Raw genomic sequence first — 25,021 nt, forward strand, 5'->3', positions numbered from 1 at the left:
ATGGGTTGGGTTCGGCAGCGGGCTCTACGCTGAATTCAGCGCGGCGCGTCAGTGCATGCGCGTGGCTTCTGCATCTGCAAGGATGAGATCCGCGGCCTTTTCGGCGATCACCAAGGTGGGCGCGTTGATGTTCCCGGAGGTGAGGAACGGCATTACCGAAGCGTCCGCAATCCGCAGATTCGATACGCCGCGCACGCGCAACTGGGGATCGACCACCGAATCCGCGTCGCCCCCCATGCGGCAACTCCCACAGGGGTGAAAGCAAGTGCTCCCGGTCGCCCGCACGTATTCAAGGAGATCCTCGTCGCTGCGTACGGAGGGGCCCGGGAGGTACTCCTCGGAGATTTCCGAGCGGATCGGATCGACCTGGAAAATCTGGCGCAGCCGGCGCATTGCCTTGACAAAGAACCGGCGGTCCTCCTCGGTACTGAAGTACCGAGGCTGGATGGCAGGTGGCGTCGCGGGATTGGCATCCTTGAGACGGATGTAGCCCCGACTGCTCGGCCACGACTGGGTCAAAGTCAGGCTGAACGCAGAGAACGGATGGAGTCCCTTGCCGGCGCCATCTGCACTGTAGGGTGCGAAAAACGCCTGCACGTCGACGCGAGGAATTCCGTCGTCCGACTTAAAGAACATGCCCGCTTGTGCCGCCGCGTAAGTCAGAGGTCCCCGGCGTCTGAAGACATAGTTCATGCCGATCCGCAGCCGTCCCCACAATGTGCCCATCTCGTCGTTCAAGGTCACCGGCCGCTTGGTCTTGAACACAAAGCGCGCGGTCAAGTGGTCCTGCAGGTTCTGGCCCACTTGCTCTCGATCTGCAACCACCTGCACGCCGTGCTCTTGCAGATGGTTCACGGGCCCGACACCGGACAGCATCATCAGTTGGGGCGTGTTGATCGCACCGGCACACAGGATCACCTCCCTGGCGGCCTTCGCTGCAACAAGCTCACCTTTGGAGTTCCTATAGGTGACACCCGTCGCACGGCTGCCGTCGAATGTGACGCGCTCCACCATGGCACAGAGTTCCACCCGCACATTGCCTGCGCGCACGACCGGCTTGAGCGCGCCGATCGCCGAGTTGGACCGCCGCCCGCGCCGTACCGTGAGGTCGTAGTAGCCTGCGCCTGCTTGAGATTCACCATTGAAGTCGTCGTTGCGCGGGATGCCACACCTGGCAGCCGAGGCGATCATGGCTTCGCCCAAAGGCGCCCGGTCCAGCGGCTTGAACACCGCCACAGGTCCACCTGAACCGTGTAGTGGCGTGTCTCCCAGGTAGTGGTCCTCCATGCGCTTGAAGTACGGCAGCACATCCTGCCAACCCCAGCCAACGCATCCAGCGTCGCGCCATCCGTCGAAGTCCTCACGTTGCCCGCGGATGTGCACCAGACCATTGATCGCGCCCGAGCCACCAAAGATCTTGCCCCTGGGCCAATAGATCGACCGGTTGTTCAACTCCGCCTGCGGCTCGGTCTGGTAGGCCCAGTTCAGCGACTTGTCCAGGATCATCTTTGCAAAGCCGATCGGGACGTGCACCCAGAGACGCCGGTCCGAGCCGCCCGCCTCCAGCACCAAGACAGAGTACTTGCCGCTTTTTCCGAGCCGACCTGCGAGCAACGAGCCCGCGCTGCCGGCGCCGACGATGATGAAGTCGTGTTGTTCTGTGCTCTTTGGTTCTTTGGTCATCTCATACTCGGCTCAAATGCTGCGGCTCAAAGCGCCGCGGCAGTACGCTCGCGCTGATCACGCAGACATCTCGACACGCTTGCCCAGGAAGGCCTCGTTGATCTTCGGGTCGACCAACAGGTCTTGCGAATAGCCTTCTCGTGTCAGCGAGCCGGTGGTCAACACATAGCTGTAGTCGGAAAGGCGCAACGCCGCCTTGGCGTTCTGCTCCACCAACAGAATGGCCATCCCCTGTTCGTTCAAGGTTCGAAGGACGGAAAAGATCGTCTTCACGACAAGCGGTGCCAGACCCATGGACGGCTCGTCGAGAAGCAACAGCTTGGGCCTGGTCATCATTGCGCGTCCGATGGCCAGCATCTGCTGCTCGCCACCTGACATCAGGCCTGCAAGCTGCGCCTTGCGCTCAGCAAGGCGCGGGAACAAGTCGAAGACCTCGTCCATGTCACTGGGCTTGAACTGCCTGCGGTGGAGGTAGGCGCCGAGCCGGAGGTTGTCGACGACGGTCATCTGGGCAAACACGCGCCGTCCCTCAGGAACCTGCACGACGCCAAGACCGACAACGTCCGACGCTGGCATCTGGGAAATGGTCTGCCCGTCGAACGTGATCGTTCCGCCACAGGTCGGAACGACGCCGGAGATGGCGTTGAGCAAGGTGGACTTGCCGGCTCCGTTCGCGCCAATCAAGGACACCACCTGACGCTCCTTGACGCGGAGGGACACGCTACGCAGCCCCTCGATCATGCCGTAGCGCACCGAGACATTCTTCAGTTCAAGCACCGACGTCCTCAACTCCGAGATAGGCCTCGATCACCTGTTCGTTCGCCTGGATCTCCGCCGGCGCTCCTGCTGCAATGAGCCTGCCGAAGTTCATGACAACCACCGCATCCGACAGACTCATGACCATCTCCATGTCGTGCTCGACCAGCAAGACCGTGAGCCCGCTCGCACGCAGGTCGGAGATGAGTTGGGCCAACTCCTCCGTCTCGGTCGGATTGAGACCGGCCGCGGGTTCGTCGAGCAACAGCAGTCGCGGCTGAGCCACCAGCGCCCGAGCAATCTCCACCCGGCGCTGCAAGCCGTAGGGCAAGGACACGGCATCGCGCCAGAACAGATGCTCGGACACCTTGACGCGATCGAGCATCACCCTTGCGGCCGCTTCCAGCGCCTTCTCCTCGCGCCGCACGGACGGCAGGCGCAGCATGGCCGCAATCGGCCCGGAGCGGCCAAGCCCATGCGCACCGGTCATCACGACCTCCAGCACGCTCATATCCTCGAACATCTGCAAGTTCTGGTAAGTCCGTGCGACTCCATGGCGGGCGATCTTGTGGCCCGGCAACCCCGTGAGTTCCTTGCCTTCGAAGGTGATCGAGCCCGAGGTCGGTGCGAATACACCGCTGGCCATACTGAGCGCAGTAGTCTTGCCAGCGCCGTTAGGACCGATGAGCGCCGTGACCTTTCCCGTCTGCGCGACAAAGCTGAGTTCGTTTACCGCGGTCAGCCCAGCGAAGCGCTTGGTCAACTTCTCCACACGCAAGCTCATTTCGCCCCTCTTCTTCCGAACACCTTGGAAACACCTTCTGCAACACCGTGGAACAGCCCGTCGGGAAGGAAAAGCATGATCAAGACCATCACGACGCCGTAGATGAACAGCTTGTAGTCGTTGAAGTGCTCCAACGCCGCCGGCAGCAGGGTGATGATCGCGGCGCCGAACAAGGCCCCCCAGATCGAGCGCAGCGATCCCACGATCACGATGATGAGCAGCTCAATGGACAACGGGAAGCCGAACGCCGTGGCGTTGAACGAGCGCATGAAGAAGGCATACATCGCACCTGACAGACCGGCCATACCCGCGGCGATTGAGAAGATGACAGTCTTGAAGTGCACGGTGGGGACACCGGCCCCCTCCGCTGCGGCCTCGGAACTCTTCAGTGCGCGCAGGGCTCGACCGAAACGAGAGTGGATCAGGTTGATCCCCACATACAGCGTCAGCAACACGGCAACGCTGCACACCCAGAACATCTCCCTTGTGCCGTCGAAGGCCCAGGGCCCCAGCGAAAACGGGCGGTTCAGCATGAACCCAGGGTCTAGTCCGCCCGTCAGCGAACTCACCTGGCTGAAAACCAAGTACATCACCATGCCGAAGGCCAACGAAGCCATCGTCAAGTAAGTCCCCGACAGTCGCAGCAACGGACGGCCTATAAGCCAGCCCGCCGCCGCAGGCAAGGCGACAGCCACAGCAACCGCAGCAAGCGGCGGCCACGCCATGCGCTCGACCAGCAGTGCGGCACTGTAGGCGCCTAACCCAAAGAAGGCGGCCTGGCCAAGCGAGGCCAGTCCGGTGAAGCCGAACAACAGCGTGAGACCGACGGCAGAGATGGCCGCGATCAACGCGAAGATCAGCGTCGTCAGGTAGAACGAGTTTGAAACCGTGACCCCGACAAAGGCCAGAACGACTGTGGTGAAGGCCAAGCCCCACAGGTTGCGCGTGTAGACCAAGTTGATCTCTGACATCGCTCAGACCCTCTTCACGCTGGAGCCACCGAAGATGCCGGTCGGCTTGACGAGCAACACCAGGATCAGGATCCCGAGCGCGATAGCGTCCTTCCACCCTGAGGACACATAGCCTGCGGCCACGTTCTCGATCACACCCAGCAGAAGTCCACCAAGCACGGCACCCAGCGGGCTCCCCAGCCCGCCGAGAATCGCTGCGGAGAATCCCTTCAAGCCGAAGAACAGGCCGCTCGTGTAGTTCGCGGAAGCCAGGGGTGCGATCAGTGCGCCTGCGAGTGCGCCCATGGCGCCGGCCATGGCGAACGCCATGGTCGAAACCCGGCTGGGCGAGATGCCCATGAGCAAGGCAGCCCGAGGGTTCTCGCCCGCCGCGCGCATGGACCACCCCAGCCACGATCGCGCAAAGAGTTGCCAGAGTGCGATGGCCACGACCAGGACCGTGCCCAGGATCCAGGCGCCCTGTACGGGAAGATGAATCCCCGCAATGCTGGGTACCTCGCCGTCCGAGAAAGACGGTGGGAACTGGAAGTCCTTGCCGGTCGAGAACAGCATCGCTCCCCGCAACACGATGGCGAGACCGATCGTCAGCATGACGAGCGTCAGGTGGGCCTGACGCCGTGCGCGTTGCAAGCAGCCCCAGTCAATGAGGGCCGCAACCACCGCCACGATGATGATGGCCACAGGAACAGCGATGATGGGCGACCAACCCAACGTCAAGTTGAGCGCGGCCGAGATCACGCCTCCCATCATCACGAACTCGCCGGCGGCGAAGTTGATCAGACCAGTGGCGTTGTAGACGATCGTGAAGCCCCAGGCCACGAGCACGTAGATGCAGCCGATCAGCAGACCCGACACCAGGATCTGCACGGCCATTGATAGTTGATCCATGAACTGCTAGACCGTGGGCGTTGAGCGCGCTCGGACCATCACTGGGGCGTGAAGGCGTTGTTCACGACCTTCAGGAACACGATCGGTGGGTCCTCATCGCTCACGCCGTGGACGGTGGGTGAGAATTTGAACTGCCCGTTCGCGCCATGCAGTTCCGTCTTCTCGATGGCATCGCGAAGCGACTCCCGGTCGATCGCACCCGAGATTCTTCCAACCGCCGCGTCAACGATGGTCATCGCGTCCATGGCGTGTTGCGCGCTGGGGTTCGGCGCTTCCTTGAATCGGGCCTGGAAGGTGCTGTAGTCCTTCATGATCACCGCCTTGTTGGGGTGCGCATCCGGCAGGGCCGCAGGCAACAGCATGGCCGCCGCCATGACGAACGTGTTCTCCGATGAAGCGCCCGACTGCTTCAAGAACTCTTGGGACGCCATCGCGAAGCTGTTGTAGATCGGCTTCGGATAGCCCATCGCCTTGGCATTTCGTAGGATGATCGCGGGGGCGGGGAAGGTGCTCCAGACCATCAGCACATCGGCATTCGCCTGTCTGGCCCTTAGCACTTGGGCAGTCATGTCCGTGTCCTGGCGGTCGAACTGTTCGTTCACAAGCGTCATGCCGTACTTCGGAGCCATCTCCTTGAAAAGTACGAGGCCGGACTGACCGAAGCCGTCTGTCGAGGTCAGCAGCGCAATCTTCTTGAATCCCTTCTTCTGGAACTCCTTGAGGACAACAGGAACCCCGACGCGGTCATACTGCGCGGTCTGAAAGACATAGGGGGTTGCCGGGTCCACAACGCTCTGTGCCCCCGAGTGCGTGATCATCGGCACTCGACTTGAGTTGGCAATTGGCGCAACGGCCAAGGCTTCTCCGGTCGTAGACGGCCCGAGGATGAGGTCGACCTTGTCGGTCTCGATCGCTTTGCGAACCAACTGCACCGCTTTGTTGCCGTTGCCCTCGGTGTCGTAGAAGACCACCTCGACCTTGCGCCCCTTCCAGCCGCCGCGCTCGTTGATCTGCTCGGCTCGCATCTGGACCGCCTTTTGCTGTGGCACGCCGTAGGGAGCCACCGGCCCGGTGATGGCGTAGACCGCGGCGATCTTCACCGGCGGCTGCTGTGCGTGAACAGACAAGGCCGTGATACCCGCGGCCACCATGGCCACGATACGTTTGAATTTCATCGCTGTCTCCTTGCGTGGTTGATCGTCAATCGGCCCTGTAGACGGCCTTGATGTTCATGTGGTCGAGCAAGCCTTCCTTGCCTTGGGCAACGCCCAAGCCGCTGTCCTTGACGCCCAGGAACGGCATCTCGGGAGCGGTGACATTGAAGGTGTTCATGCCCAGGGCTCCTACCTTGAGACCGTCCTGGATGCGTCTCGCATTGCGCAGCGAGCGCGTGAACGCGTAACCTGCGAGGCCGAACTGCACGTCGTTGGCTTGTTGCAGGGCTTGGTCGAGCGACGCGATGCGCACGAACGGCGCGATCGGGCCGAAAGGCTCTTCCTGCAGAATCCTCGCGTCTTTCGGGACGTCGGTGAGGACGGTTGGCTTCCAGAAGAAGCCGGGGGCGCGCGTGCGCTCCGCCATGCCGGTCACGAGGCGTGCGCCCCGGCCAACCGCATCCTGTGCAAGCTCTTCCATGGCATGCAGACGGCGCTCATGCGCAAGCGGCCCCATCTGGGCGGTGTCAAGCATGCCGTCCTCGACGCGCAGAGCACTCGCAATCTCAGAGAACTTGCCAACGAAGGCGTCGTAGATCGCGTCGTGCACGAAGAAGCGTGTTGGCGCGATGCAGATCTGGCCGGCGTTGCGGAACTTGCTGGCGACCGACAGCGCAACAGCCAGGTCCAGGTCGGCGTCCTCCATGACGATGACTGGCGAATGCCCGCCCAACTCGAAGGTCACCTTCTTCAACGCTCTGCCGGCCAACGAGGCCAGGTGCCGGCCGACGGACACCGAGCCAGTGAACGAGATCTTCTGGATGTGCGCAGACTCGACGAGCGTCTCCGATACCATCGCCGGTACGCCGAACAGCACGTGGATTGCGTCCGCCGGAACACCTGACTCGAGGCACAGCCGAGCGAGATGCAGTACCGCGCTGGGCGCTTCTTCCGCGGGCTTGATCACGACAGAGCATCCGGCCGCCAAGGCGTGCGCGACCTTCCGGGCAGCCAGCGCCAACGGGTAGTTCCAAGGCGAGAAGGCGGCGACAGGCCCAACTGGCTCGAGCAGTACCAACTGCTGGACATCGGGCGAACGCGATGGCACGACACGTCCGTACAGGCGCTTGCCTTCTTCCGCGAGCCAATCGAAGAGATCGGCAGACCCCAGCACCTCGCCCTGAGCCTCTTTGAGCGTCTTTCCCTGCTCACGGGTGAGCATCTGGGCCATCTCAGCGGCATCACGTCGCATCGCCAGGGCCACGCCGCGCAGTACGTTGGACCGGACGAGCGGCGTCTTCACGCTCCACTCGAGGAAGCCCTTCGCTGCGCGATCCGCCGCATCGCGCACGTCGTCCTGGCTGGCGAGCGTGAGTTCAGCGATCGCCTCGCCCGTCGCAGGGTTCAGCACCGGTCGTGTCTGGCGACCACCGCCAACCAAGCTTTCCCCGCCGATCAAAGGGCCAATCGATTTCACCTTGCTCACAACGTGTGCTCCAAAAGAAGATTGATAAATGAATTGTCGGACTCTACGAATGGACAGTCCATTTAAAACCAAGAATTACCCTTAGGCATTGGTCGATCAAGGCAAGTGCTTAAGCCAGATATACACGCGCCGGGCGGCCGACGTGCAGTGGAGATGCCGCTACAGGCGTGTGAACGAACGAAGCCCTGGACGGCGGTGGTGAACGGCGTCGCAAAGTTCCGGACAAACCATCAGCCGCCCGGACGCGGCACACGCTCGCTCAAAGTGCCTCTTCAGCCCACCAGGTGCCCGAGGTCAGCCGCCTGTGATACCGGCGTCAGCGATCACTTTGCGCCAACGCTGTGCGTCGTCCTTCAACCGGGACGCGAACTCGTCGTCACCAAGCGGCGGCGCACCAGATCCGGTCCTGTCTATGGCATCGCGCACCGACGGGTCGCTCATCGTTTCGCGCAACGCTGTCAGCAGGATCCTGTGCACCTCGGGGGGCAGCTTCGCGGGAGCTACGACGCCGATGGTCGATTCAACGACGAAGTCCTTCACGCCCGCTTCCTTCACGGTTCGCACGTCGGGGATCTCGGGCAGCCGATCTGCTCCGCTGACAGCCAGCGCTCGCACCTTGCCGGCCTTCACCTGCGGCAGGATCGACGACGACGACTCGAACATGAAGTCCACGGTGCCCGACATGAGCTGCGCCACGTTCTCGGAGCCGCCTTTGAACGGAATGTGCGTGGCCTTGAACCCAGTGCTTCGCGTGAAGAGTTCTGTGGCCAGGTGGTGGCTGCTGCCAACGCCCGACGAGCCATAGTTGAGCTTGTTGGGATTCGCCTTGCCGAAGGCAACAAGCTCCTCCATCGACTTGAAGCTCGACTGCGGCGAGGCCACGAGGATGAATGGCGCGCGCGCAGCCATCACGAGCGGGGTGAAATCACGCACCGCCTCGTAAGGTGGAGGCGTCATGAGCAGCGGCGCGATGCCCAGGTTCGTGCTGCCCCCGATGCCGATGACGTAGCCGTCCGCCGGCGAGTTCGCGACGACCTTCATGCCAAGGGTTCCAGCAGCTCCCGCCCGGTTCATGGCGACCACCGGTACCTTCAGCCGCTCCGAGAGCCCTTTGGCCACGATGCGGCCGATCAGATCGGAGGTACCACCCGCAGTGTAGGGAACGACCAACTCGATGGTCCGCTTCGGATACACCGTCTCGGCCCGGCCAAGGCCAGCCCAAGCACCAGCCGCGGAACCTGCAGCTCCCAGGAGAAGCGCCCGGCGGCGGGGCATACGCGGGCTACCGCTTTGCGAACGGATGTTCTTCATCGTGTGTCTCTTTCGTTGTAGTGGGAAGCGGGCCGCGACTTGCGGCCCTGCCAGCCGCTTCAGAGCGGCTTCTTGGCGGCCTCGATGTCGATGCGGAAGATCCGGGCGGCGTTCAGGCCGAGGATCTTTGCCCGCTCTTCGTTGTTCAGGTCGGCCATGTTGCGCTCGATCGCCTGTGCCGAGTGCGGCCACGTGCCCTCGTGGTGGGGGTAGTCGTTGGCCCAGAGGAAGTTGTCCATGAGCCCGAACTTCTGCGCGAACACCAGGCCGGCCTCATCCTCGCCGAACGTCGAGAAGCCATTGGAGCGGTAGTACTCGCTTGGCAGATTCTTCAGCTTCGGTCGGACGGCGAAATGGTGCTTCTTGTAAGCCTCGTCCATGGTCTCCATCATCCACGGGATGAAGCCGATGCCTGCCTCGACGGAGCCGAAGCGCAACTGCGGGAACCGCTCGATCACACCCGATGCGCACAGGTTCACCATGGGCTGGATGGCGGGTGCCAAGGCGTGCCATACATAGTTGACAACGGCCCCGCCAACGCCGCGCGTGGTTCGAGGATCCATGCCAGTGGCAACGTGGAAGCACAGCGTCATGTCCGTGTCCTGCAACGCGGCCCAAATCGGATCGAAGTCGGGGTTGTTGTAGTTGAGCTCGCCAACCTGCGGGGGGCCGAACATCGGCTTGACCGGGAATGCGACCGCGGTGTAGCCCAGCTTCGCTGTGCGTTGGATCTCGGCGATCGCCCCTTTGATGTCGGCCGGTGCGATAGCGGCCACGGGAATCAGCTTCTTGCTGTACGGGCCGAACTCTTCCCAAGCCCAGTCGTTGTAAACGCCGCACTGGGCTTGCGAGAACTCGGGATCCGGCGTGTACCACATGGCCAGACCCTTGTTCGGGAAGATGATCTCCGCGTCGATGCCGTCCAGCGCATGGTCTACCAAACGGTTCTTCGCGCCGGCGCCCGAGCGCGAGCGAACCTGGTCCTGGCCCGAGAGATCCGCGAGGACCAAGCGGTCAGGACGGTCGCTGCCTTCGGACTTGCGCCAACGCACGCCGTTCTCGTCGACCCAGGTCTTGGGCAGCCGGTCGCGGTACTTGGCTTCGATACGCTTTTCCCACAGATCAGGCGGTTCGTTGGCATGGGTGTCTGCCGACACCATGAAGTACTTGTTCGGGTCCTCCGGACGTGCGGTCTGCGTCCAGCCCTCGGCACCGGGGGTCTTGAGCCGCCAAGAATTCACCTCATCGCACGCAACTTCGCGTTTCTCGATCACATCAGCCATTTCCTGCTCCTTTGGGTATGAAATCCGCCGTCTCTGCTACGGTGAGCCGGCGGTCGTGGAAAACTCAGTTCAAGCGCTCAGTACGCGCGCAGCAAAGAGCGGCCCGTCATCGAATGCCATGACAACCATCCGCACCTTGCCGCCCACGATGACGGGCACGCCATCCGGCACGACCAGGGGACAGGCCAAGCGGATGCGACCGCCCAGCTCGACGATGCCGACGGCGTAGGGAGCCAGCGGCTGGAAGACGGCCGGCGCGGCATGGATGCGAGTCCAGCTGTACAGGTCCCCCTCGATGGGCATGTCCACCCACGCGTGCTTGTCCGACCAACAGTGCGGGCACACCAGCTTCGGCGGAAAGGTCTGACGGTGGCATTCACCGCATTGCGTCGTCGTGAAGCGCCCTTCGCCCAGGGCGCTCCAGAAGGGTTTCGTGAAAGCCGAAACGCGGGGTGGATAAGGACGCGTCGCGGCGACCTGGTGAACTTCGAGCGTCATCGCACCCCCTCAAACACGTGAACGATTGCGGCGTTGTAGTTGCCCAGCTCACCAGTCGTTGCCGCGAGCCGCGCGTCCTTGACCTGGCGATCTCCGGCAATGCCACGCAGCTGCTCGGCAACTTCCACCAGGTTGTACAAAGAGGTGACCAACGCAGGATGCCCGCGCGAGGTCAGGCCGCCCGAAGTCGAGATGGGGATGTCGCCACCCAGACGGGTGCGCCCTTCCGCCGCGGCCTTCGCACCGTGACCGCGTGGGACAAGCCCGATAGCTTCGCTGACCAGCACCTCGACGATCGTGCACGGCGCGTAGAGTTCGGCGAAGTCCAGGTCCGATGCCTGGATACCGCTGGAGCAGTACGCCGCTTGCGCTGCCGTGCGAGCCGCATTGAACGCGATCATGTCGCCCGGCACGTCATCGATCTGATGCACGCCTTCGTGGAAGAAGCCCCGGCCCTTGAGCAGCGCATACGGCTTTCCCAGGCTCTTGGCGACGTCCTCCGATGCGAGCACCAGACACGCAGCCCCGTCGCCACGTGGAGGCACATCGTAGAGCCCGAGCGGCTCAACGATCGCACGTTGCTCGAGCACCTCGCTGAGGGTGAGCGGCTTGCGGTACTGCGCAATCGGATTGAGCTTGGCGTGCGCGCGGTTCTTCACAGCCACGGCACCGAGCTCCGCACGGGTCGCACCGAACTCGTGCATGTACCGCATCGCATCCATGGCGTACCACGAGATCGGCGTGAAACCCCCGGGCGTGTGGAAGTCCACGTCGCCAGTGCGCCGCATGCTGTCCATCATATGCTCGTAGGAGGGCGTGGCACTCTCCATGTTGATTCCCAGGCACAAGGCGACGTCGGCATGGCCCAGCAGAATCTGGTTCGCCGCCTGGTCGAACGCCAGCGCTCCCGTCATGCCGTTGCCCATCACCTCCATCGCGACACCCGTGTACTTCAGGCGCAGATGGCTCGTCAGGAAGGTGTGGAAGTAGGCTTGCTGGGTGTACGGACGAGGCACGGTGAACACCGCGCTCTGAATGTCGTCCCGCTCGACGCCGGCATCTTTGACAGCGTCGCGCACAACCTTCACCATCAGCTCGTGTTCGAGCACTTGCAGTAAGTCCTCTTTGGAGGTCTGCAATTTGCCGACAGGCAGCGCACTTGCGCCGATGATCGCTACTCTTCTGGTCATAGTGCGACTTAAGCTGCCAGCGGCGGAGTTGGGATCTGCACAGGTTGAACGTTCGGCTCGACCAGCAGCGCGAGATAGCGACCCAAAGCCTCTTCCGCAGCCGCCCGATCGCGCAGTTGGAGGTGTTTCAAGATCTCTCTGCGCAACGGCACGAGTGCGCTGCGCGGAGGCGATGCCGCGGCATCGGTCAGGTTCTGGCGCATCACGTCCGCCAGGCTGTTGGCCAATGTTGCAACGATCTCGTTATGCGTTGCTGCACCGATCAGGCGGAAGAACTCCACCCCCGCCTCGACGCGCGGCTGGGGAGCACCGGCTTCTGCGAAACGCTCCATCTCCAGCAGCTTGGCGTCCAACGCCTGGAAGTCTTCTTCGGTGGCATTCCGGCACGCCAATTCCAACAAGGCACCGTGGATCAGGCGACGCGCCTCAACGACTTCCGCGACACGCTCCGGGGACTGCTGCGACGACTCGAGCAAGGCCTTGCTCAGGAGCATGTACGCCCCCTTGCAGAAGACGAGCGGGTGGTGGCTGATCTCGTGTTCGAAGCGCCGTACCTGACCCAAGAAGAGCCAGTGGTCGCCTGCGTCGTGCACGGCAAAGGTCGTGCACTCGAAGGTCGCGGCGCAGTGGCTGAGCACAGGCATGCCATTGAGGCCTGCCTCCCACGCAACGCCTTCGAATTTGTCAGCGATTGAGCTGCTCGCGAACCGGCCCGAGAGACCTTGCTGCGCGCCCGAGAGGATGTTGATCGCAAAACCCTTGCCGTTGCGGAAGGAAGAGGCCGCGCGGCTCTCCTTACGCAGCCCCCAGGAAACCAGCGGTGGATCGAGGGAAACCGAACTGAAGGAATTGCAGGTCAGACCAACAGGAACGCCCTGCTCGGAGACCGTGGTGAGGATCGCCACGCCCGTCGGGAAAAGTGACAGCGCGCGCCTGAACTCTTTGACATCCAGGCTTGGCTCGAAGGTTGTCTCCATTGCTATGCTCCTTGGACCAAATATCTCATTATATTAAATGGTCCGTCCATTCTCAACGTACTTTAGATCACTGTCAACAGGCTTGGACGGGTCCGCGGACGGTAGCTCTGGTGGGCGCGGCTTACTTCAATGCCGAGAAGGCGGCAGGACTCAGCAGACGATTGCTCATCGAACTGATCATCGGACGGACTTTGGCGAGGTAGTCCTTCCAGGCCTGTTGAGACGCAAGCTTGGTGCGTCGCGCTTGGCGGTCTTCGAAGCTCTCGTAGCGCCACAGGCTCACGACAGCGTTCAGTTCACCCGTCTCGGTCGCGAAGTAGCCGAGCGGCGAGCCCAGCGCCTCGCTCTGCACCGCCAGGCCCTCAGCTTCGTAGAGTTTCAGGTAGTCGGCGGGGGTAGCAGAGGTGTGCAGGACGTAGCAGCGTTCTTCGATGATGGCCATGGTGTGTGGACGGTGTTGGTTGGAAGGCGACCGACTCGGTCGAGGGATGGATGGCAGACGAAGGGCTCGCGAGAGCGCACTACTTGAGCTCTTTGCCAGCCAGTTCACCGACGAGGAAGCGATTGGGCTTCAGAAACATGCTCAGTACCAGGGCACCATTTGGCGACCGAGCGATGTGGCGATTGCCCTGGGGACGCCAGACGTAGTCACCCTCGCGGACCTCGCCCTCGTCGTCGACAATGCTGCCCTGCAGGACGTAGGTTTGCTCGATCTCGACGTGTTCGTGCAGGGGAAGCTCAGTGCCCGGCTCCCACCGGAACAGAGCGGTCATCAGACCCGTCTGCTCGTCCAGGAGCAAAATCTTCATGTCGATGCCTCGCGTCGGCGTCGGCTTCCATGGCAAGTCGTTGACCGCGACATAGCGGGAGTCAAGCGGGGCCAGTTGCGCCTCGCTCGTCATGTGTGGGGTATGGGCAGGCATCTGTCGTCCTCTGGTAAGTCGCCTCAAAATTGCGTTGCGCTTTGCAATGGTAAGTCCATTTTGATCGCAAGATCAAGTGTTCTGCTCGCAATGTCACCTCCTGCTCGCAAGACAACGTGTCCAGGTGATGCGCCAGCACCCATTGCGCAGCGCTCGGCACAACCCGTTTGATCGCCTGCGAGGCCGCGGCCATGGTTGAACGATGTGCGCCATCACGATCACACAAAAGGGCCCCGAGGGGCCCTTCTAGATTCGCCGCCGCAGTTCATCGCTGCGACATGATCATGAACTTCCAGCCGATCAGGCCTTGCTACGCGACTTGGCCGGTACCGGTGGCTTCGACTTCACAACCGGCTCGGCCCGCACGGGCATCCGGTTCAATACATCGCTATGCACGATCTCAAGGTAGTGATTCATCTCCGCGACCGCCTTGGTCGTTGCGCGCGCGCGCAGGTGCTTGAGCATGTTCCAGCGCACGGGGATCAGCTCTGGACGGTACTTCGCGGGTTGTCGCTCGATGGCGAAATGACGCAGAATGGCACCGAGTGAATCCATCAGCACGACCAGCACGTCATTGCGTGTGGCCTTAGCCAGCAGTTGGAAAAACTCGACAGCCGCCTCTGCACGACGCGTGAGGTCCCCGGCGTCCGCCCACCGCTGGATGTCCTCTATGTTGGCCTGGATGGCATCGAAGTCTTCAGCCTCTCCACGCTCGCACGCCAAGCGCACCACGGCTCCGCTGATGATGACGCGGACTTCGGCCAGGCTGCTCGGCGAGATGTGTCCCAGCATCGCCAGGTCCTGAAGCGACCGCGTCAGCATCTCCGGACTGCCTTCACAGACGAAGGCCCCGCCCTTGGTTCCCTTGCGTGTCTCGACGATGCCGGACATCTCCAGCGTCCGAAGCGCTTCTCGAACAGCAGGCCGCCCGACACCAAACTCGACGGCCAGATCTCGCTCTGCAGGCAAGCGATCTCCAGCCTTGAGTTCGCCGGACATCAGCTTGTTCTTGATCTGCTCGGACACTCCCTCAAACACGCGAGCGGTCTTCACACGTTGGAAAGTCCGACGAGGCGCGGTAGCCGGCTCTGCTTCAATGCTCATAGGTTGGTCGCGCACAAGGCGCGTCGCGAAATACTAGATGACCACCATCTTACAGAAACACTGATTTAAAAATGCAAAAGGTCTGTCCAATACCCCAGAATTGAAAGTCTCGCACCTTACTGGAAGTTGATTCCGCCGTCCTTGATCAAGTTCTTCCAGGCCAGGGACTGCTCGTCCACGTACTTCGTGAACTCCTGCGCGGTCGTCGGCGCCGCCGTGATGCCGATCTTCTTCAGCTGCTCCTGCGTGGCTGGCGACGCCAGGACTTGGTTCAGGTCACGGTTGATCTGCGCCACCAGCTTGGGCTCCAGCCCACTTGGCGCCACGAGCCCGTTCCACACCGGCATGTTCACGTCGTAGCCCTGCTCCACCGCGGTCGGCGTGTTGGACAGTTCGGGGGCACGCTTGATGTCGCTGATGGCCAGCGCCTTGAGCTTGCCACCATTGACGAGCGGCACGGCGGTTCCTGCCACCACGAAGCCAGCAGCAACCGTCCCCGCCGTCAGGTCAACCAACGCAGGAGATTCCCCCTTGTAGGGAACGTGTGTCAGGGGTACGCCCGACTGCTGCCGAATGCGCTCGCCAGCCAAATGCATGAGCGATCCGGTGCCCGAGCTAGAGAAGGTTCCGCGTTCCGGGTTCTTCTTGGCGTACTCGACGTACTCGCGAAGGGTCTGGTAAGGCGCATTGAGAGACGTCACCATCACCATGTAGGTCTTGCTGACCTGACCGATCATGGTGTAGGCCTTGGTCGGCTCGTACTGTGCGCCGTGCTGAATCGGATTCAGCATCATCTGCCCGATCGAGCCAAGCATCAGCGTGTAGCCGTTGGCAGGAGCCTTCAACAGCGTCTGCGCAGCAATGAGGCCGTTTGCACCAGCACGGTTGTCCACAACGACCGCCTGTTTCCACCTTTCTTGCAGCCCGGCAGCAACAGCGCGCGCGGTGATGTCAGAGCTGCCGCCCGCGGCTGCGGCAACGATGATCGTAACCGGCTTACTCGGGAACGATTCGGCTCGCGAAGAAGTCGTGAGCGCCGTGAGAGCGAAGGCTAAACCGAGGGCCAGGGACTTGGCCATGTGCGTACCGAGTTTCATCGTGGGTCTCCATGTTGTATGCGCGGGGGAAGGAAGCGGCGGTCAGCGCCGTTCGGCTGGAGGGCCGAAGGCTCCGCCGGACATCAGCTGATCCACGCGCCCCTCGTCATAGCCGAGCGTGCCTTGAAGTATCTCCCGCGTGTGCTGGCCAAGAATGGGTGCCGCAAACGGATCGGCGAGAGGCGTGTCAGAGAAGATGAAGGGCAGCGCGATCTTGGGCACCTCGCCCGCAGTGGGGTGAGGTAGCCGCGTCACCAAGCCACGGGACGCGGTCTCTGCCGAGCGAAGCGCTTGCGGTACGGTCCGTACCTGGCCGGACGCCACGCCGGCTGCGCGCAGGCGCGGCTGCCAATATGACCACGGTTGCTTTCCGAATTCCTCGTTCAAGACGGAAAAGAGTTCGTCCCGTCGCTTGAGCCGACCGGCGCGGGTCATTAGCTCCTCATCTTCTGCCATGTCGGGGCGCTCGATGACCTGCGCAAACAGCCGCTGAAAGATGCCCGTGTTGGACGACGAAATGTAGAAGGAGGTGTCCTTCGCGCGGAACACGCCGGTGGGTGCCGTGTCCGGACTCGTGTTCCCGTTTCGGGTGGGCTCCACACCCGAAAAAAGATGCTGCATCGCCTGGAAACCGATCATCAGCATCGCCGTGTCATGCAACGACAGCTCCACGTACTGCCCGCGACCGGTGCGTTCGCGCGCGAGCAGACAAGCCTGGACGGCATTGCACGCCATCATGGCCGTCGCGATGTCCATCGTCGACGCGGCCGTTCGCACGCCTTCGCGGTCCGGGTAGCCGTTGGTGGCGATGAAACCGCTTTCCGCCTGCAGGACGGGATCGAAGCCCAAACGGTCGGAGAACTCACCAGTCCGGCCGTAAGCAGAAATGGAGCAGTAGACCAGCCTGGGGTTGATCTTCGACAACGCGGCGTAGCCGAGACCAAGTCGGTCCATGACGCCCGTCGAAAAGTTCTCGACCAGGACGTCTGCACCGCGCAGAAGGTCGAGCACGACCTCGCGACCCAGTGGATTCTTCAGGTCGATGGTGATGCTGCGCTTGTTGGAGTTGCCCCAAAGAAAGGGAGCGCCCTGACCGTCCAGGGTCGGCTCGGCTGGTGGATAGTGGCGGAAGTCGTCACCCTTGAGCGGTGCCTCCACCTTGATGACATCAGCACCGAACTCTCCCAGCATCATCGTGCAGAAGGGACCGGCAATGAAGTGGGTGAAGTCGATGACGCGCAGACCGCCAAGAGGCGTTGGCTTCTTCGCGTCGCGCTTGATCGGCTCAGGGAATTCGGCGGACAGTGGGGGACGTTGTTGAACTTGCATGGCTACTCCGGAACGTGGTGAATCTGTGAAAGTCGAAGCAGCTGCTCACTTGCCGCCAGCTTTGAGCATCAACGCCGCGGCGTCGGCCGCGCGCATCCCCTCCTTCACGCCCAGAGCAAGCGCGCTCTTGTTCACCGCGGAGATGACCCCGTCGTTGTACGTGCTCAGAGCGTCGCCGATGCGCGCACTGTCCGTGGACACGGTGGCGGCGGGAATGCCACACAACTCTTCCACTGCGTCGAGGCCACTGACGCCTGTCCGGTTAAGCCCAATGCCCGCATCGTTTGCGATCAGCCCCTTGGGCTTAGCGCGCAACGCGTACTGCGCCATCACCTTGCCACCGTGGGACGCCACGCAGAAAACGTCCTGGGGATGTTCGCCTTCTACGCGCGAAAACGACCACACCGCGTAGATCTTTCCTTGGGGCGTCGACAGGACTTCGTGGACGCTCTCGTCAACGATGCCGTCGAAGTTGATGGGCTTGCCCGCTGGGGCCTTCAGCATGAGCTTGCCAGCTTCGCCTCCAGTCATGCCTACGCGCACACCCAGAGCCTCGGCCGCCTTGTTGACTTGCTTGACGTGACCGGTGACCAGCGTCATCCCCTCGGACAAACCAGCCTCCATCGTGGCGATGGAGGCGGCAGGCACTCCGTAGCGGTCGGCCAGGGCCAAGCCACCGGAGCCCGCGTTGTCTTTGCCGGGCCCGCCTTCATGGGCGATCCACGCCTTGACGCCAGGCCGCATTGGCATCGCGCCTGTAGGCGCACCGGCAAACGACGCGCCGAGCACTACATCGTTGAGCCAGGGCTCATGTTCGAAGTAGCTCAACGAGTCCGCCACCATCACCCTGCCGTCCGTGCCACCGTCGAACCAAACCGTGGGGCCCATTCCTTGAATCTGATCTGCCATTTCTGCCTCGTGAGTCGTACTAGAAAAACATCTCTATATTATCTAATGGTCTCACCATTAAGCAAGTCAATCGCTCGTGGAACTTGAGCGCAGGACGCGGGTTTAGGGCGCGTCCGCACTGGTGCCTTGAGGCGATCCAAGTGCACAGTACTTGATTGAGGTCACGGCTGCGCGGGCGCCGAGCAAGCCTATGCAGCGAGACCTGAGGTCACGCTACGCGGGTCTGGTGCAGGGCCGACGGCAAGAGTGCAAGCGCGCAAAGTCGCCTGGGCGCCGAAGAAGTTGATCGAACGCGGAAGGTCGCGCGCGCCAGGCCTGTCGGCCAGCACGCGCTGCAAAGGTCACGGACGGACCGGTGCCCCTACAGGACCGAATTGCTTCCCGTCGAACTGGATCAGCTGGAATGCATCGAAGAGTTGGTAGTTCGCGGCCGTCGTCTGCATGGTGATCCCGGGGAGCAGCATGGGAAGAGACAGCGACCTGATGCTGGTTGCTTGCTTCAGGATGTTCTCGCGTGTAAGTTCGTCACCCGCGGCGGTCACAACGTGCACCATGACCTGTGCCATGGTGTAGCCAAGGACCGTTTGAGAGTTGGAGACGTCCTCGCTAGGCAGGTACTTCTTCATGAAAGTCTTGAACTCATGCGTCGCGGCGTCGTTCGCCCAACGCGGATCCGAGGCATCCTTGAAGTAGATGGTCGACATGACGCCTTTGGCCGCTTCGGGGCCTGCGGGCTCCATCACCGTCTTGACGTAGGCAGACGACGACGCGACATATTGCTCCGCTACGTTCCAGTTGATGTCTTTGACTTTCTTGATGGCCTGGGCGGCCGCGCGTGGCATGCTGAAACTCACGAACACGTCGGCCCCCGAAGACTTGAGCTTGACGATCTGGGAGTCGACGGTGGGATCTGACGACTCGTAGCTGGCCTCTGCGACGATCTGACCGCTTCCCAAACCACTCTTCAGGCCCTCCAGGTAAGCCTTTCCCATGTCGTCGTTCTGGTACAGAACGGCGACCTTCGCGTTCGGATTGGACGACTTGATCTTGTTGGCGAACACGCGCCCCTCGAACTCGAAGCTGGGTGTAAACGGGGTCGTGTACGGGTATGCCTTCGGGTCGGAGAACTTGGGCGCCCCGGTCAGCAAAAACAGCTGGGGAACCTTCTTCTGGTTGAGGTAGCGGTACACCGCGCTGTTGGTTGCTGTACCGAGGCTGCCCATGATCGCTAGGACCTGATCCTTCTCGACGAGCTTGCGCGTCTGCTCGACCGTCATTGGTGGCGAGTACTGATCGTCGTAGCTAAGCCAGACCAACTTTCTCCCGTTCACGCCTCCCGTCTCGTTGACCTTCTGAAAGTAGGCGCCGATGACCTTGCCAGCCGCCGAGAACGAGGACGCCGAGCCACTGTAGGGCATCGTGTTGCCGATCTTCACCTCGGTGTCGGAAGCACCTGCATCGTACTTTTTTGCCCAGGCCAAGTTGCCAACACCACATGCGCCAGCGCACGCCAGTGCAACGATCGCCTTGTTCATCCACTTCATCGTTTCGTCTCCTGTAGAAAAGGTCGGTTCATCCAAGGGCTCATTGCCATCGTCACCGCGCATTCCGAGACGGTCGTGGGAAACGCGTTCCGGCTACGCCTTTCGGCATCAGGAACACGACAGCGATGAGGATGCAACCGTATATGGCCCACGGCGCGCTCTTGGAGATTTGTTCTGCAAACGAAGGCACGAACATGATGAACAAGGCACCAACGAGTGCGCCCCAAAAGGTTCCAACGCCACCAACCACGATGCCAACCAGCAAAGAGATCGACAGGAACAGCGTGAACGAATCGGGCGAGACGAACTGGACAGCGATCGCAGACAAGGCGCCGCCGACCCCCGTGTACGCCGCCGACACGCCGAAGATCAGCGACTTGTAGTGCGACAGATCGATCCCCATGGACTCCGCAGCCATAGGATGGTCCCGAAGGGCTCGCAGCGCTCGTCCGCTGCCGCTGTTGAGCAGGTTGGCAGCGAGCCCAAATAGCAGAAGGCCCACTGCCAGGGAGAAGAGGTAGAGCCACTGATCGGGATTCAATGGCAGCCCGAACGGAGCATCCGGTTTCATCAAGATCAAGCCTTGCACGCCGCCAGTCCAAGGCTCAAGCAGCTTGTATTTCAACAACTGGGGCAACGCGACGCCAAGGGCAAACGTCGCGAGTGCTAGGTACAAGCCCTCCAGCTTCAATGCAGGACGTCCAAAGAGGTATCCCACCACAAAAGCGACAAGTGCCGCGGCTGGTATCGTTGCCCAGTACGGAATTGGTGCAATCGTCATCAGCACGCCAGCCGTGTAGGCGCCTACTGCGTAGAACGCGCCGTGCCCCAGTGAAATCTGTCCGCTATAGCCCGTGAGCATGTTCAGGCCGAGCAGCGCGATAGCGTACGAAACGACCATAGTCAGCTGAAACAGTTGCCAGTCGGCCAGGACGAATGCCAAGCCAAGTGCGATGAGTACACCCAGGACGACGACAGGAGAGCCGAATCGCCTTTCAGCCCGTCCCGGCGAAGGGACTCGGCTTGAGCTTGCGGCAGACGGTTCGCCGAGGAAGCGGTCGAATTGAGCTTCAGACACGGGAGACCACCCTCTTTCCAAACATGCCGGCAGGCCGGACGATCAGCACACCGATGATCAAACACAAAGCCACCGACAGCTTGAGCTCAGTGCCCACGACGTAGGTACCGATCAAGTTCTCCAGGACGCCGACGACGAAGCCCCCCAGAACTGCGCCACCCGGGCTATCGATCCCGCCGATCAGGGCGCCGGCGAATGCGTACAGCAAGATGCCGGACATCATGTTGGCGTCGAGGAAGACCACCGGTGCGACCATCATTCCTGCCACGGCGCCGATCGCACCTGCAAGCCCCCAGCCCAACATGAGCATCCTGCTCACGCTGATGCCAACCAAATGCGCGGAAGTGGGGTTCTGCGCCGCGGCGCGCATTGCGAGGCCCAGCGGCGTCAGTTGGAAAAAGGCGAAAAGCAGTGCGACTAGGACAAGAGTCACCACAATGGCCCCAAGATCGTGAGTGGAGATCAGACCGCCGTATGGCCAATCCGGGACCACGAATGGGCTTGGGAACTGCCTGATCGTCGAACCGAAGAGCCAGCTGGCCAGGCTATGGAAGATCACCAGGAGCCCGATGAACACTACGACGATCGCCAGCACCGGCTTGTCGTGCATGGGACGTATCACAGCAAACTCCACCGCCGCTGCCAAGATGAATGAGAGCACGACTGTCGCGGCGAAGGCGCCCCAGTAGGGCAATCCGGCTTGGAGGAGCGCCCAGGCGATGAACGTGGAGAACATCGCCATCTCGCCTTGCGCGAAGTTGATGTGCTGGGTCGCCTGGTAGATCATGACCAGCGCCAAAGCGACGCTGGCATAAATCCCGCCGGTCGCCAGACCCGCGACCACTTGGTGAAAGAACTGTTGCATGGGGATCCTAGTCGCCGAGATAGGCGCGTCTCACAGCGTCGTTGCTTCTGACCTCATCTGAGGTCCCGCCGAGCACGACGCGGCCGTTCTCAACGACGTACGCACGCGTCGCAAACTTCAGGGAAAGACCAGCGTTCTGCTCGACCAGCAAGATCGCCACCGACTGCTCATGACAGATTCGGCGAAGAATGGAAAAGATCTCCTTTACCATCAACGGCGCCAAGCCGAACGACGGCTCGTCCAACAGCAGCAGCTTGGGGCGTGCCATGAGGGCACGCCCAATCGCAAGCATCTGCTGCTCTCCGCCCGAGAGCGTTCCTGCCTGCTGCGTGCGCCGCTCCTTCAGCCTCGGAAAGTACTCGTAGATTCGTTCGATGTCCTGCTCGACACCATCGCGCTCGGAACGCGCGAAGCAGCCAAGCCGGAGGTTCTCTTCGACGTTGAGCGCCAAGAACGTTCCTCTGCCGTCTGGTACGTGACCAACGCCTAGGCGGGCAATCTGCTCGGTTGCCTTGCCGCGGATCGGTTGGTCAAACAGCTTGACCTCGCCGGAGGTCCTGACGAGCATTTGGCAGATCGCGCGCAACGTGGTCGTCTTGCCTGCTCCGTTGGCCCCCAGCAGAGCAACGGCCTCGCCGTCGCCCACATGCAGGGTGATGCCATGCAAAACCGATGTCGATCCGTACGAAGCGTTGAGGTTGACGACCTCAAGAGCTTTCCTCATGCGTGCACCTCGATCGGTGTGGCGGCTAGTGTCCCTACTGGAACGTCATGCTCGTCGCCCAGGTAGGCCTTCACGACATCGGGATGGACGGCGACCTCTTTGGGAGATCCTTCGGCGATTTTTCGCCCGAAATTCAATGCCACCACCCGATCCGACACGCCCATGACAAGCCCCATGTGGTGCTCGACCAAAAGAATTGAGATCCCCAACCGGCTCCTTATGTTGCGGATAAGCTCACCGAGGTCGCTGATCTCGGCATGGTTCAGACCGCATGCAGGTTCGTCCAAGAGCAATAGCTTGGGCTCTGTCGCCAGCGCGCGGGCAAGCTCAACGCGTTTCTGGGTTCCGAATGGAAGCTCTGAAACCAAGTCCTCTGCGCTGTCTTGAAGCCCGATCAGATTCAGCAGGGCATCAGCCTGCGCCTGCGCGGACGCTTCTGCGCGCCGAGCCCGGCCAAGACGAAAGGAATCCGGAAAGACCCCGCCGCGCATTCCTGTGTGACAGCCGACGAGAATGTTCTCCCTGACCGACATCGACCGGAACAATGCGAGGTTCTGGAATGTGCGTCCAATGCCAATGCGAGCGATCTCATGGCGGGGCAGGTCTGACAGAGCAGTGCCACAGAACTCGATGCGCCCTTCGCTGACGTCGTAAAGCCTCGATAGGCAGTTGAAAAGCGTGCTCTTTCCCGCACCATTCGGGCCAATCAGCGCGCAGATCTCCCCCATGTGCACCGAGAATGTGACCTGATCAAGCGCCTTTATGCCGCCAAAGCGCACGGAGACTCCGACCACGTTCAGCAGTTGGTTCGTTTGCGGAAGAGCAACACCACGATCACCTATATATATTTTCATGGTCTTACCATTATTATGGACGGCACTTGAGTGTTTTTCAACGTTATCCCTGATTGACAAGCAATTTCGCGAAGCAATCGCATCAAGCATGGCGGGATGTTCCACGGAGCGGGCTCACTTAGAGCGACGTGTATGCACTGCCGCCTTCAAGTTGCAACACTTACAACACGAGCCCGCGTTGCCGCGCGATCTCCCATGTAACGCCGCTCCCATGTACGGTCGCAGCGACCTGTAACCCGAGGCGTTGATCGACTACTGGCTTCCACGGCACAAGGGTGAAGCCCAAGCCGTCGTCCAGCATGGCAAAGCGCCCGCTCGCCAGCAGCACGTTGCGGCGGTAGACGCCGGACACACGCTCACCGTCCACCGCAGGCCGGTACGGCAGGCCGGTCTCGCCGGCAATGCTGCGAGCGGCCGCATCGAGGTCGCGCTGCCGCAACGTGCCGGGCAGATTGCGCGCAAGCACCACGCGCGTGCCGCGCCGTTCGGCAAGCCCCTGTTCGACAAGGAAGTCGCTGCGCTGGCGCAACGACTCGCGCAGCTCGCTGCCAAAGCCCTTGTCGGCAACGCCGGCCGCTCCGCCGATCAACTGCCGGTCCAGCCAAGTCGCCCCGATCACGCGCGTCTGCCGCTCGATCGGCAGGTGCGACTGCAGCGTCACGCTGCCGCCTGCCAGGCGCTGCGCATCATGCTGGCGCGCCCGTTCAGGCAGATGGGGGTGCGGACAAAAACTTGGACTGGTTTTATGCCGCAAGTCCAAGGCTCACCCGGTACTCGATGGGGCTGAGGGAGCCAAGGGAGATCTTGATCCGCTTCTCGTTGTACCAGCGGATGTAGTCATCGACCACCCGAATGAACTGCTCGATGGTCGTGCCCTTCCAGTCCCGAGGATAGAACAGCTCATTCTTCAGCCGGCCGAAGAATCCCTCGCAGGCTGCGTTGTCAGGCGAGCAGGCCTTGCGGGACATCGATCGGGTAAGGTTCGCTTCGCTCATTCTCGATAGCCAGCCTGGCCAGCGGTAATGCCCTCCGCGGTCTGAGTGGACCACTGGTCGGTCGCTGGTCGCCGTTACAGTCTCTATTGCAGCATCCAGCATGGTGTTGACCAGTTCAGCGTCCGGGCTCGTGCCAATGGTCCAGCTCACCACCATCCCGTCGAAGCAATCGATGATCGGCGACAGGTAGACCTTGCCCGCAGGGATCTGGAACTCCGTGATGTCGGTCAGCCATTTCTCGTTGGGGGCAGCAGCCTGGAAGTCACGGTTGATGATGTTCTCTGGTGCCGGGCTGATCTCGCCCAAGTAAGACGCATACCGCCGCCTCTTGGGCTTTGCTACAACCAGGCTCTCCTGCTTCATCAGCCGCTGCACCACCTTCTCCGAGATCGGGCCTTGCTGTCTTGCAAGAGAGGCTTGCAGCCTGCGGTAGCCGTAGCAGCGATGATTCGACTCAAAGATGTCGGTGATCGCACGACGCGCGCAGAGGTACTTGTCGCCCGCCGCTGCACGCGCCCGATGGTAGAAGTAGGAGCTGCGCGCAAGAACCAACTGTGCAAGGAGTGTTGAGTTCCATGGAATCCTGACCCGCGATTTCCATCGAATATTGACCCACCC

24 protein-coding genes and 1 pseudogene are annotated in these 25,021 nt (G+C 61.8%); all 25 read right to left on the bottom strand.

Features of this window, described 5'->3' with window-relative positions:
- Positions 1-48: 48 nt before the first annotated feature.
- Positions 49-1,683, bottom strand: coding sequence for a GMC family oxidoreductase (locus QRN67_RS08385; protein ID WP_285411440.1), 1,635 nt, complete (start codon positions 1,681-1,683; stop codon positions 49-51).
- Positions 1,684-1,740: 57 nt separating this feature from the next.
- Positions 1,741-2,424 carry an ABC transporter ATP-binding protein gene (locus QRN67_RS08390; protein WP_285411461.1) on the bottom strand — a complete coding sequence of 228 codons (684 nt, stop codon included), beginning with the start codon at positions 2,422-2,424 and terminating at the stop codon, positions 1,741-1,743.
- Positions 2,425-2,452: 28 nt separating this feature from the next.
- Complete coding sequence (locus QRN67_RS08395) at positions 2,453-3,223, bottom strand: ABC transporter ATP-binding protein (protein ID WP_285411441.1); 771 nt, start codon at positions 3,221-3,223, stop codon at positions 2,453-2,455.
- The gene (locus QRN67_RS08400) at positions 3,220-4,194 is read right to left on the bottom strand and encodes a branched-chain amino acid ABC transporter permease (protein ID WP_285411442.1); all 975 of its coding nucleotides are present in this window, start codon (positions 4,192-4,194) and stop codon (positions 3,220-3,222) included. Before QRN67_RS08400 ends, QRN67_RS08395 begins: the two co-directional genes overlap by 4 nt.
- Positions 4,195-4,197: 3 nt before the next feature.
- Complete coding sequence (locus tag QRN67_RS08405) at positions 4,198-5,067, bottom strand: branched-chain amino acid ABC transporter permease (RefSeq protein WP_285411443.1); 870 nt, start codon at positions 5,065-5,067, stop codon at positions 4,198-4,200.
- Between the two features lie 53 nt (positions 5,068-5,120).
- Complete coding sequence (locus tag QRN67_RS08410; protein ID WP_285411444.1) at positions 5,121-6,257, bottom strand: ABC transporter substrate-binding protein; 1,137 nt, start codon at positions 6,255-6,257, stop codon at positions 5,121-5,123.
- A gap of 25 nt (positions 6,258-6,282) precedes the next feature.
- A complete protein-coding gene (locus QRN67_RS08415) occupies positions 6,283-7,722 on the bottom strand; it encodes an NAD-dependent succinate-semialdehyde dehydrogenase (RefSeq protein ID WP_285411445.1) in 1,440 nt (479 codons plus the stop codon).
- A 294-nt stretch (positions 7,723-8,016) separates the two neighbouring features.
- Positions 8,017-9,033 (bottom strand): Bug family tripartite tricarboxylate transporter substrate binding protein, encoded by a 1,017-nt coding sequence (locus QRN67_RS08420; protein ID WP_285411446.1) that lies wholly within the window; start codon positions 9,031-9,033, stop codon positions 8,017-8,019.
- 59 nt (positions 9,034-9,092) lie between these two features.
- Positions 9,093-10,316 carry an amidohydrolase family protein gene (locus QRN67_RS08425; RefSeq protein ID WP_285411447.1) on the bottom strand — a complete coding sequence of 408 codons (1,224 nt, stop codon included), beginning with the start codon at positions 10,314-10,316 and terminating at the stop codon, positions 9,093-9,095.
- A 69-nt stretch (positions 10,317-10,385) separates the two neighbouring features.
- On the bottom strand, positions 10,386-10,814 hold the full coding sequence (locus QRN67_RS08430; RefSeq protein ID WP_285411448.1) for a Zn-ribbon domain-containing OB-fold protein: 429 nt from the start codon (positions 10,812-10,814) through the stop codon (positions 10,386-10,388).
- Positions 10,811-12,004: a thiolase family protein gene (locus QRN67_RS08435; protein WP_285411449.1), complete on the bottom strand. Its 1,194-nt coding sequence runs from the start codon at positions 12,002-12,004 to the stop codon at positions 10,811-10,813. Before QRN67_RS08435 ends, QRN67_RS08430 begins: the two co-directional genes overlap by 4 nt.
- 8 nt (positions 12,005-12,012) lie before the next feature.
- Complete coding sequence (locus QRN67_RS08440) at positions 12,013-12,981, bottom strand: flavin reductase (protein ID WP_285411450.1); 969 nt, start codon at positions 12,979-12,981, stop codon at positions 12,013-12,015.
- A gap of 121 nt (positions 12,982-13,102) precedes the next feature.
- On the bottom strand, positions 13,103-13,423 hold the full coding sequence (locus QRN67_RS08445) for an NIPSNAP family protein (RefSeq protein ID WP_285411451.1): 321 nt from the start codon (positions 13,421-13,423) through the stop codon (positions 13,103-13,105).
- A gap of 79 nt (positions 13,424-13,502) precedes the next feature.
- A complete protein-coding gene (locus tag QRN67_RS08450; RefSeq protein WP_285411452.1) occupies positions 13,503-13,904 on the bottom strand; it encodes a cupin domain-containing protein in 402 nt (133 codons plus the stop codon).
- A gap of 300 nt (positions 13,905-14,204) precedes the next feature.
- Entirely contained in the window at positions 14,205-14,957 is a 753-nt protein-coding gene (locus QRN67_RS08455; RefSeq protein ID WP_285411453.1) for a FadR/GntR family transcriptional regulator, read from the bottom strand.
- Between the two features lie 167 nt (positions 14,958-15,124).
- Positions 15,125-16,105, bottom strand: coding sequence for a Bug family tripartite tricarboxylate transporter substrate binding protein (locus QRN67_RS08460; RefSeq protein ID WP_285411454.1), 981 nt, complete (start codon positions 16,103-16,105; stop codon positions 15,125-15,127).
- 42 nt (positions 16,106-16,147) lie between these two features.
- A complete protein-coding gene (locus QRN67_RS08465; RefSeq protein ID WP_285411455.1) occupies positions 16,148-17,434 on the bottom strand; it encodes a CaiB/BaiF CoA transferase family protein in 1,287 nt (428 codons plus the stop codon).
- Between the two features lie 45 nt (positions 17,435-17,479).
- Positions 17,480-18,343 carry a hypothetical protein gene (locus QRN67_RS08470; RefSeq protein WP_285411456.1) on the bottom strand — a complete coding sequence of 288 codons (864 nt, stop codon included), beginning with the start codon at positions 18,341-18,343 and terminating at the stop codon, positions 17,480-17,482.
- A gap of 341 nt (positions 18,344-18,684) precedes the next feature.
- Positions 18,685-19,887: an ABC transporter substrate-binding protein gene (locus QRN67_RS08475; RefSeq protein WP_285411457.1), complete on the bottom strand. Its 1,203-nt coding sequence runs from the start codon at positions 19,885-19,887 to the stop codon at positions 18,685-18,687.
- 52 nt (positions 19,888-19,939) lie between these two features.
- The gene (locus QRN67_RS08480) at positions 19,940-20,965 is read right to left on the bottom strand and encodes a branched-chain amino acid ABC transporter permease (RefSeq protein WP_503010884.1); all 1,026 of its coding nucleotides are present in this window, start codon (positions 20,963-20,965) and stop codon (positions 19,940-19,942) included.
- Positions 20,958-21,830 (bottom strand): branched-chain amino acid ABC transporter permease, encoded by an 873-nt coding sequence (locus QRN67_RS08485; protein ID WP_285411458.1) that lies wholly within the window; start codon positions 21,828-21,830, stop codon positions 20,958-20,960. Before QRN67_RS08485 ends, QRN67_RS08480 begins: the two co-directional genes overlap by 8 nt.
- Positions 21,831-21,837: 7 nt before the next feature.
- On the bottom strand, positions 21,838-22,554 hold the full coding sequence (locus QRN67_RS08490) for an ABC transporter ATP-binding protein (protein WP_285411459.1): 717 nt from the start codon (positions 22,552-22,554) through the stop codon (positions 21,838-21,840).
- Positions 22,551-23,408 (bottom strand): ABC transporter ATP-binding protein, encoded by an 858-nt coding sequence (locus tag QRN67_RS08495; protein ID WP_285411463.1) that lies wholly within the window; start codon positions 23,406-23,408, stop codon positions 22,551-22,553. The genes QRN67_RS08490 and QRN67_RS08495 overlap by 4 nt, the downstream gene beginning before the upstream one ends.
- 160 nt (positions 23,409-23,568) lie before the next feature.
- Positions 23,569-24,120: pseudogene (locus QRN67_RS08500) on the bottom strand (DUF3363 domain-containing protein); the annotation flags it as partial.
- A 31-nt stretch (positions 24,121-24,151) separates the two neighbouring features.
- Positions 24,152-25,021, bottom strand: an 870-nt coding sequence (locus QRN67_RS08505; RefSeq protein WP_285411460.1) for an IS3 family transposase, incomplete at its 5' end; no start/stop codon positions are given.

This window comes from Variovorax sp. efr-133-TYG-130 (assembly GCF_030208835.1).
Taxonomy (GTDB): Bacteria; Pseudomonadota; Gammaproteobacteria; order Burkholderiales; family Burkholderiaceae_C; genus Variovorax.

Excerpts from the sequence above, each read along its gene's own strand:
- QRN67_RS08465 (WP_285411455.1), bottom strand. The coding sequence starts at position 17,434 with ATGCAAGTTCAACAACGTCCCCCACTGTCCGCCGAATTCCCTGAGCCG.
- QRN67_RS08450 (WP_285411452.1), bottom strand. The coding sequence starts at position 13,904 with ATGCCTGCCCATACCCCACACATGACGAGCGAGGCGCAACTGGCCCCG.
- QRN67_RS08405 (WP_285411443.1), bottom strand. The coding sequence starts at position 5,067 with ATGGCCGTGCAGATCCTGGTGTCGGGTCTGCTGATCGGCTGCATCTAC.
- QRN67_RS08495 (WP_285411463.1), bottom strand. The coding sequence starts at position 23,408 with ATGAAAATATATATAGGTGATCGTGGTGTTGCTCTTCCGCAAACGAAC.
- QRN67_RS08385 (WP_285411440.1), bottom strand. The coding sequence starts at position 1,683 with ATGACCAAAGAACCAAAGAGCACAGAACAACACGACTTCATCATCGTC.
- QRN67_RS08440 (WP_285411450.1), bottom strand. The coding sequence starts at position 12,981 with ATGGAGACAACCTTCGAGCCAAGCCTGGATGTCAAAGAGTTCAGGCGC.
- QRN67_RS08435 (WP_285411449.1), bottom strand. The coding sequence starts at position 12,004 with ATGACCAGAAGAGTAGCGATCATCGGCGCAAGTGCGCTGCCTGTCGGC.
- QRN67_RS08410 (WP_285411444.1), bottom strand. The coding sequence starts at position 6,257 with ATGAAATTCAAACGTATCGTGGCCATGGTGGCCGCGGGTATCACGGCC.
- QRN67_RS08460 (WP_285411454.1), bottom strand. The coding sequence starts at position 16,105 with ATGAAACTCGGTACGCACATGGCCAAGTCCCTGGCCCTCGGTTTAGCC.
- QRN67_RS08400 (WP_285411442.1), bottom strand. The coding sequence starts at position 4,194 with ATGTCAGAGATCAACTTGGTCTACACGCGCAACCTGTGGGGCTTGGCC.
- QRN67_RS08475 (WP_285411457.1), bottom strand. The coding sequence starts at position 19,887 with ATGAAGTGGATGAACAAGGCGATCGTTGCACTGGCGTGCGCTGGCGCA.
- QRN67_RS08390 (WP_285411461.1), bottom strand. The coding sequence starts at position 2,424 with ATGATCGAGGGGCTGCGTAGCGTGTCCCTCCGCGTCAAGGAGCGTCAG.
- QRN67_RS08470 (WP_285411456.1), bottom strand. The coding sequence starts at position 18,343 with ATGGCAGATCAGATTCAAGGAATGGGCCCCACGGTTTGGTTCGACGGT.
- QRN67_RS08490 (WP_285411459.1), bottom strand. The coding sequence starts at position 22,554 with ATGAGGAAAGCTCTTGAGGTCGTCAACCTCAACGCTTCGTACGGATCG.
- QRN67_RS08430 (WP_285411448.1), bottom strand. The coding sequence starts at position 10,814 with ATGACGCTCGAAGTTCACCAGGTCGCCGCGACGCGTCCTTATCCACCC.
- QRN67_RS08485 (WP_285411458.1), bottom strand. The coding sequence starts at position 21,830 with ATGCAACAGTTCTTTCACCAAGTGGTCGCGGGTCTGGCGACCGGCGGG.
- QRN67_RS08395 (WP_285411441.1), bottom strand. The coding sequence starts at position 3,223 with ATGAGCTTGCGTGTGGAGAAGTTGACCAAGCGCTTCGCTGGGCTGACC.
- QRN67_RS08420 (WP_285411446.1), bottom strand. The coding sequence starts at position 9,033 with ATGAAGAACATCCGTTCGCAAAGCGGTAGCCCGCGTATGCCCCGCCGC.
- QRN67_RS08445 (WP_285411451.1), bottom strand. The coding sequence starts at position 13,423 with ATGGCCATCATCGAAGAACGCTGCTACGTCCTGCACACCTCTGCTACC.
- QRN67_RS08425 (WP_285411447.1), bottom strand. The coding sequence starts at position 10,316 with ATGGCTGATGTGATCGAGAAACGCGAAGTTGCGTGCGATGAGGTGAAT.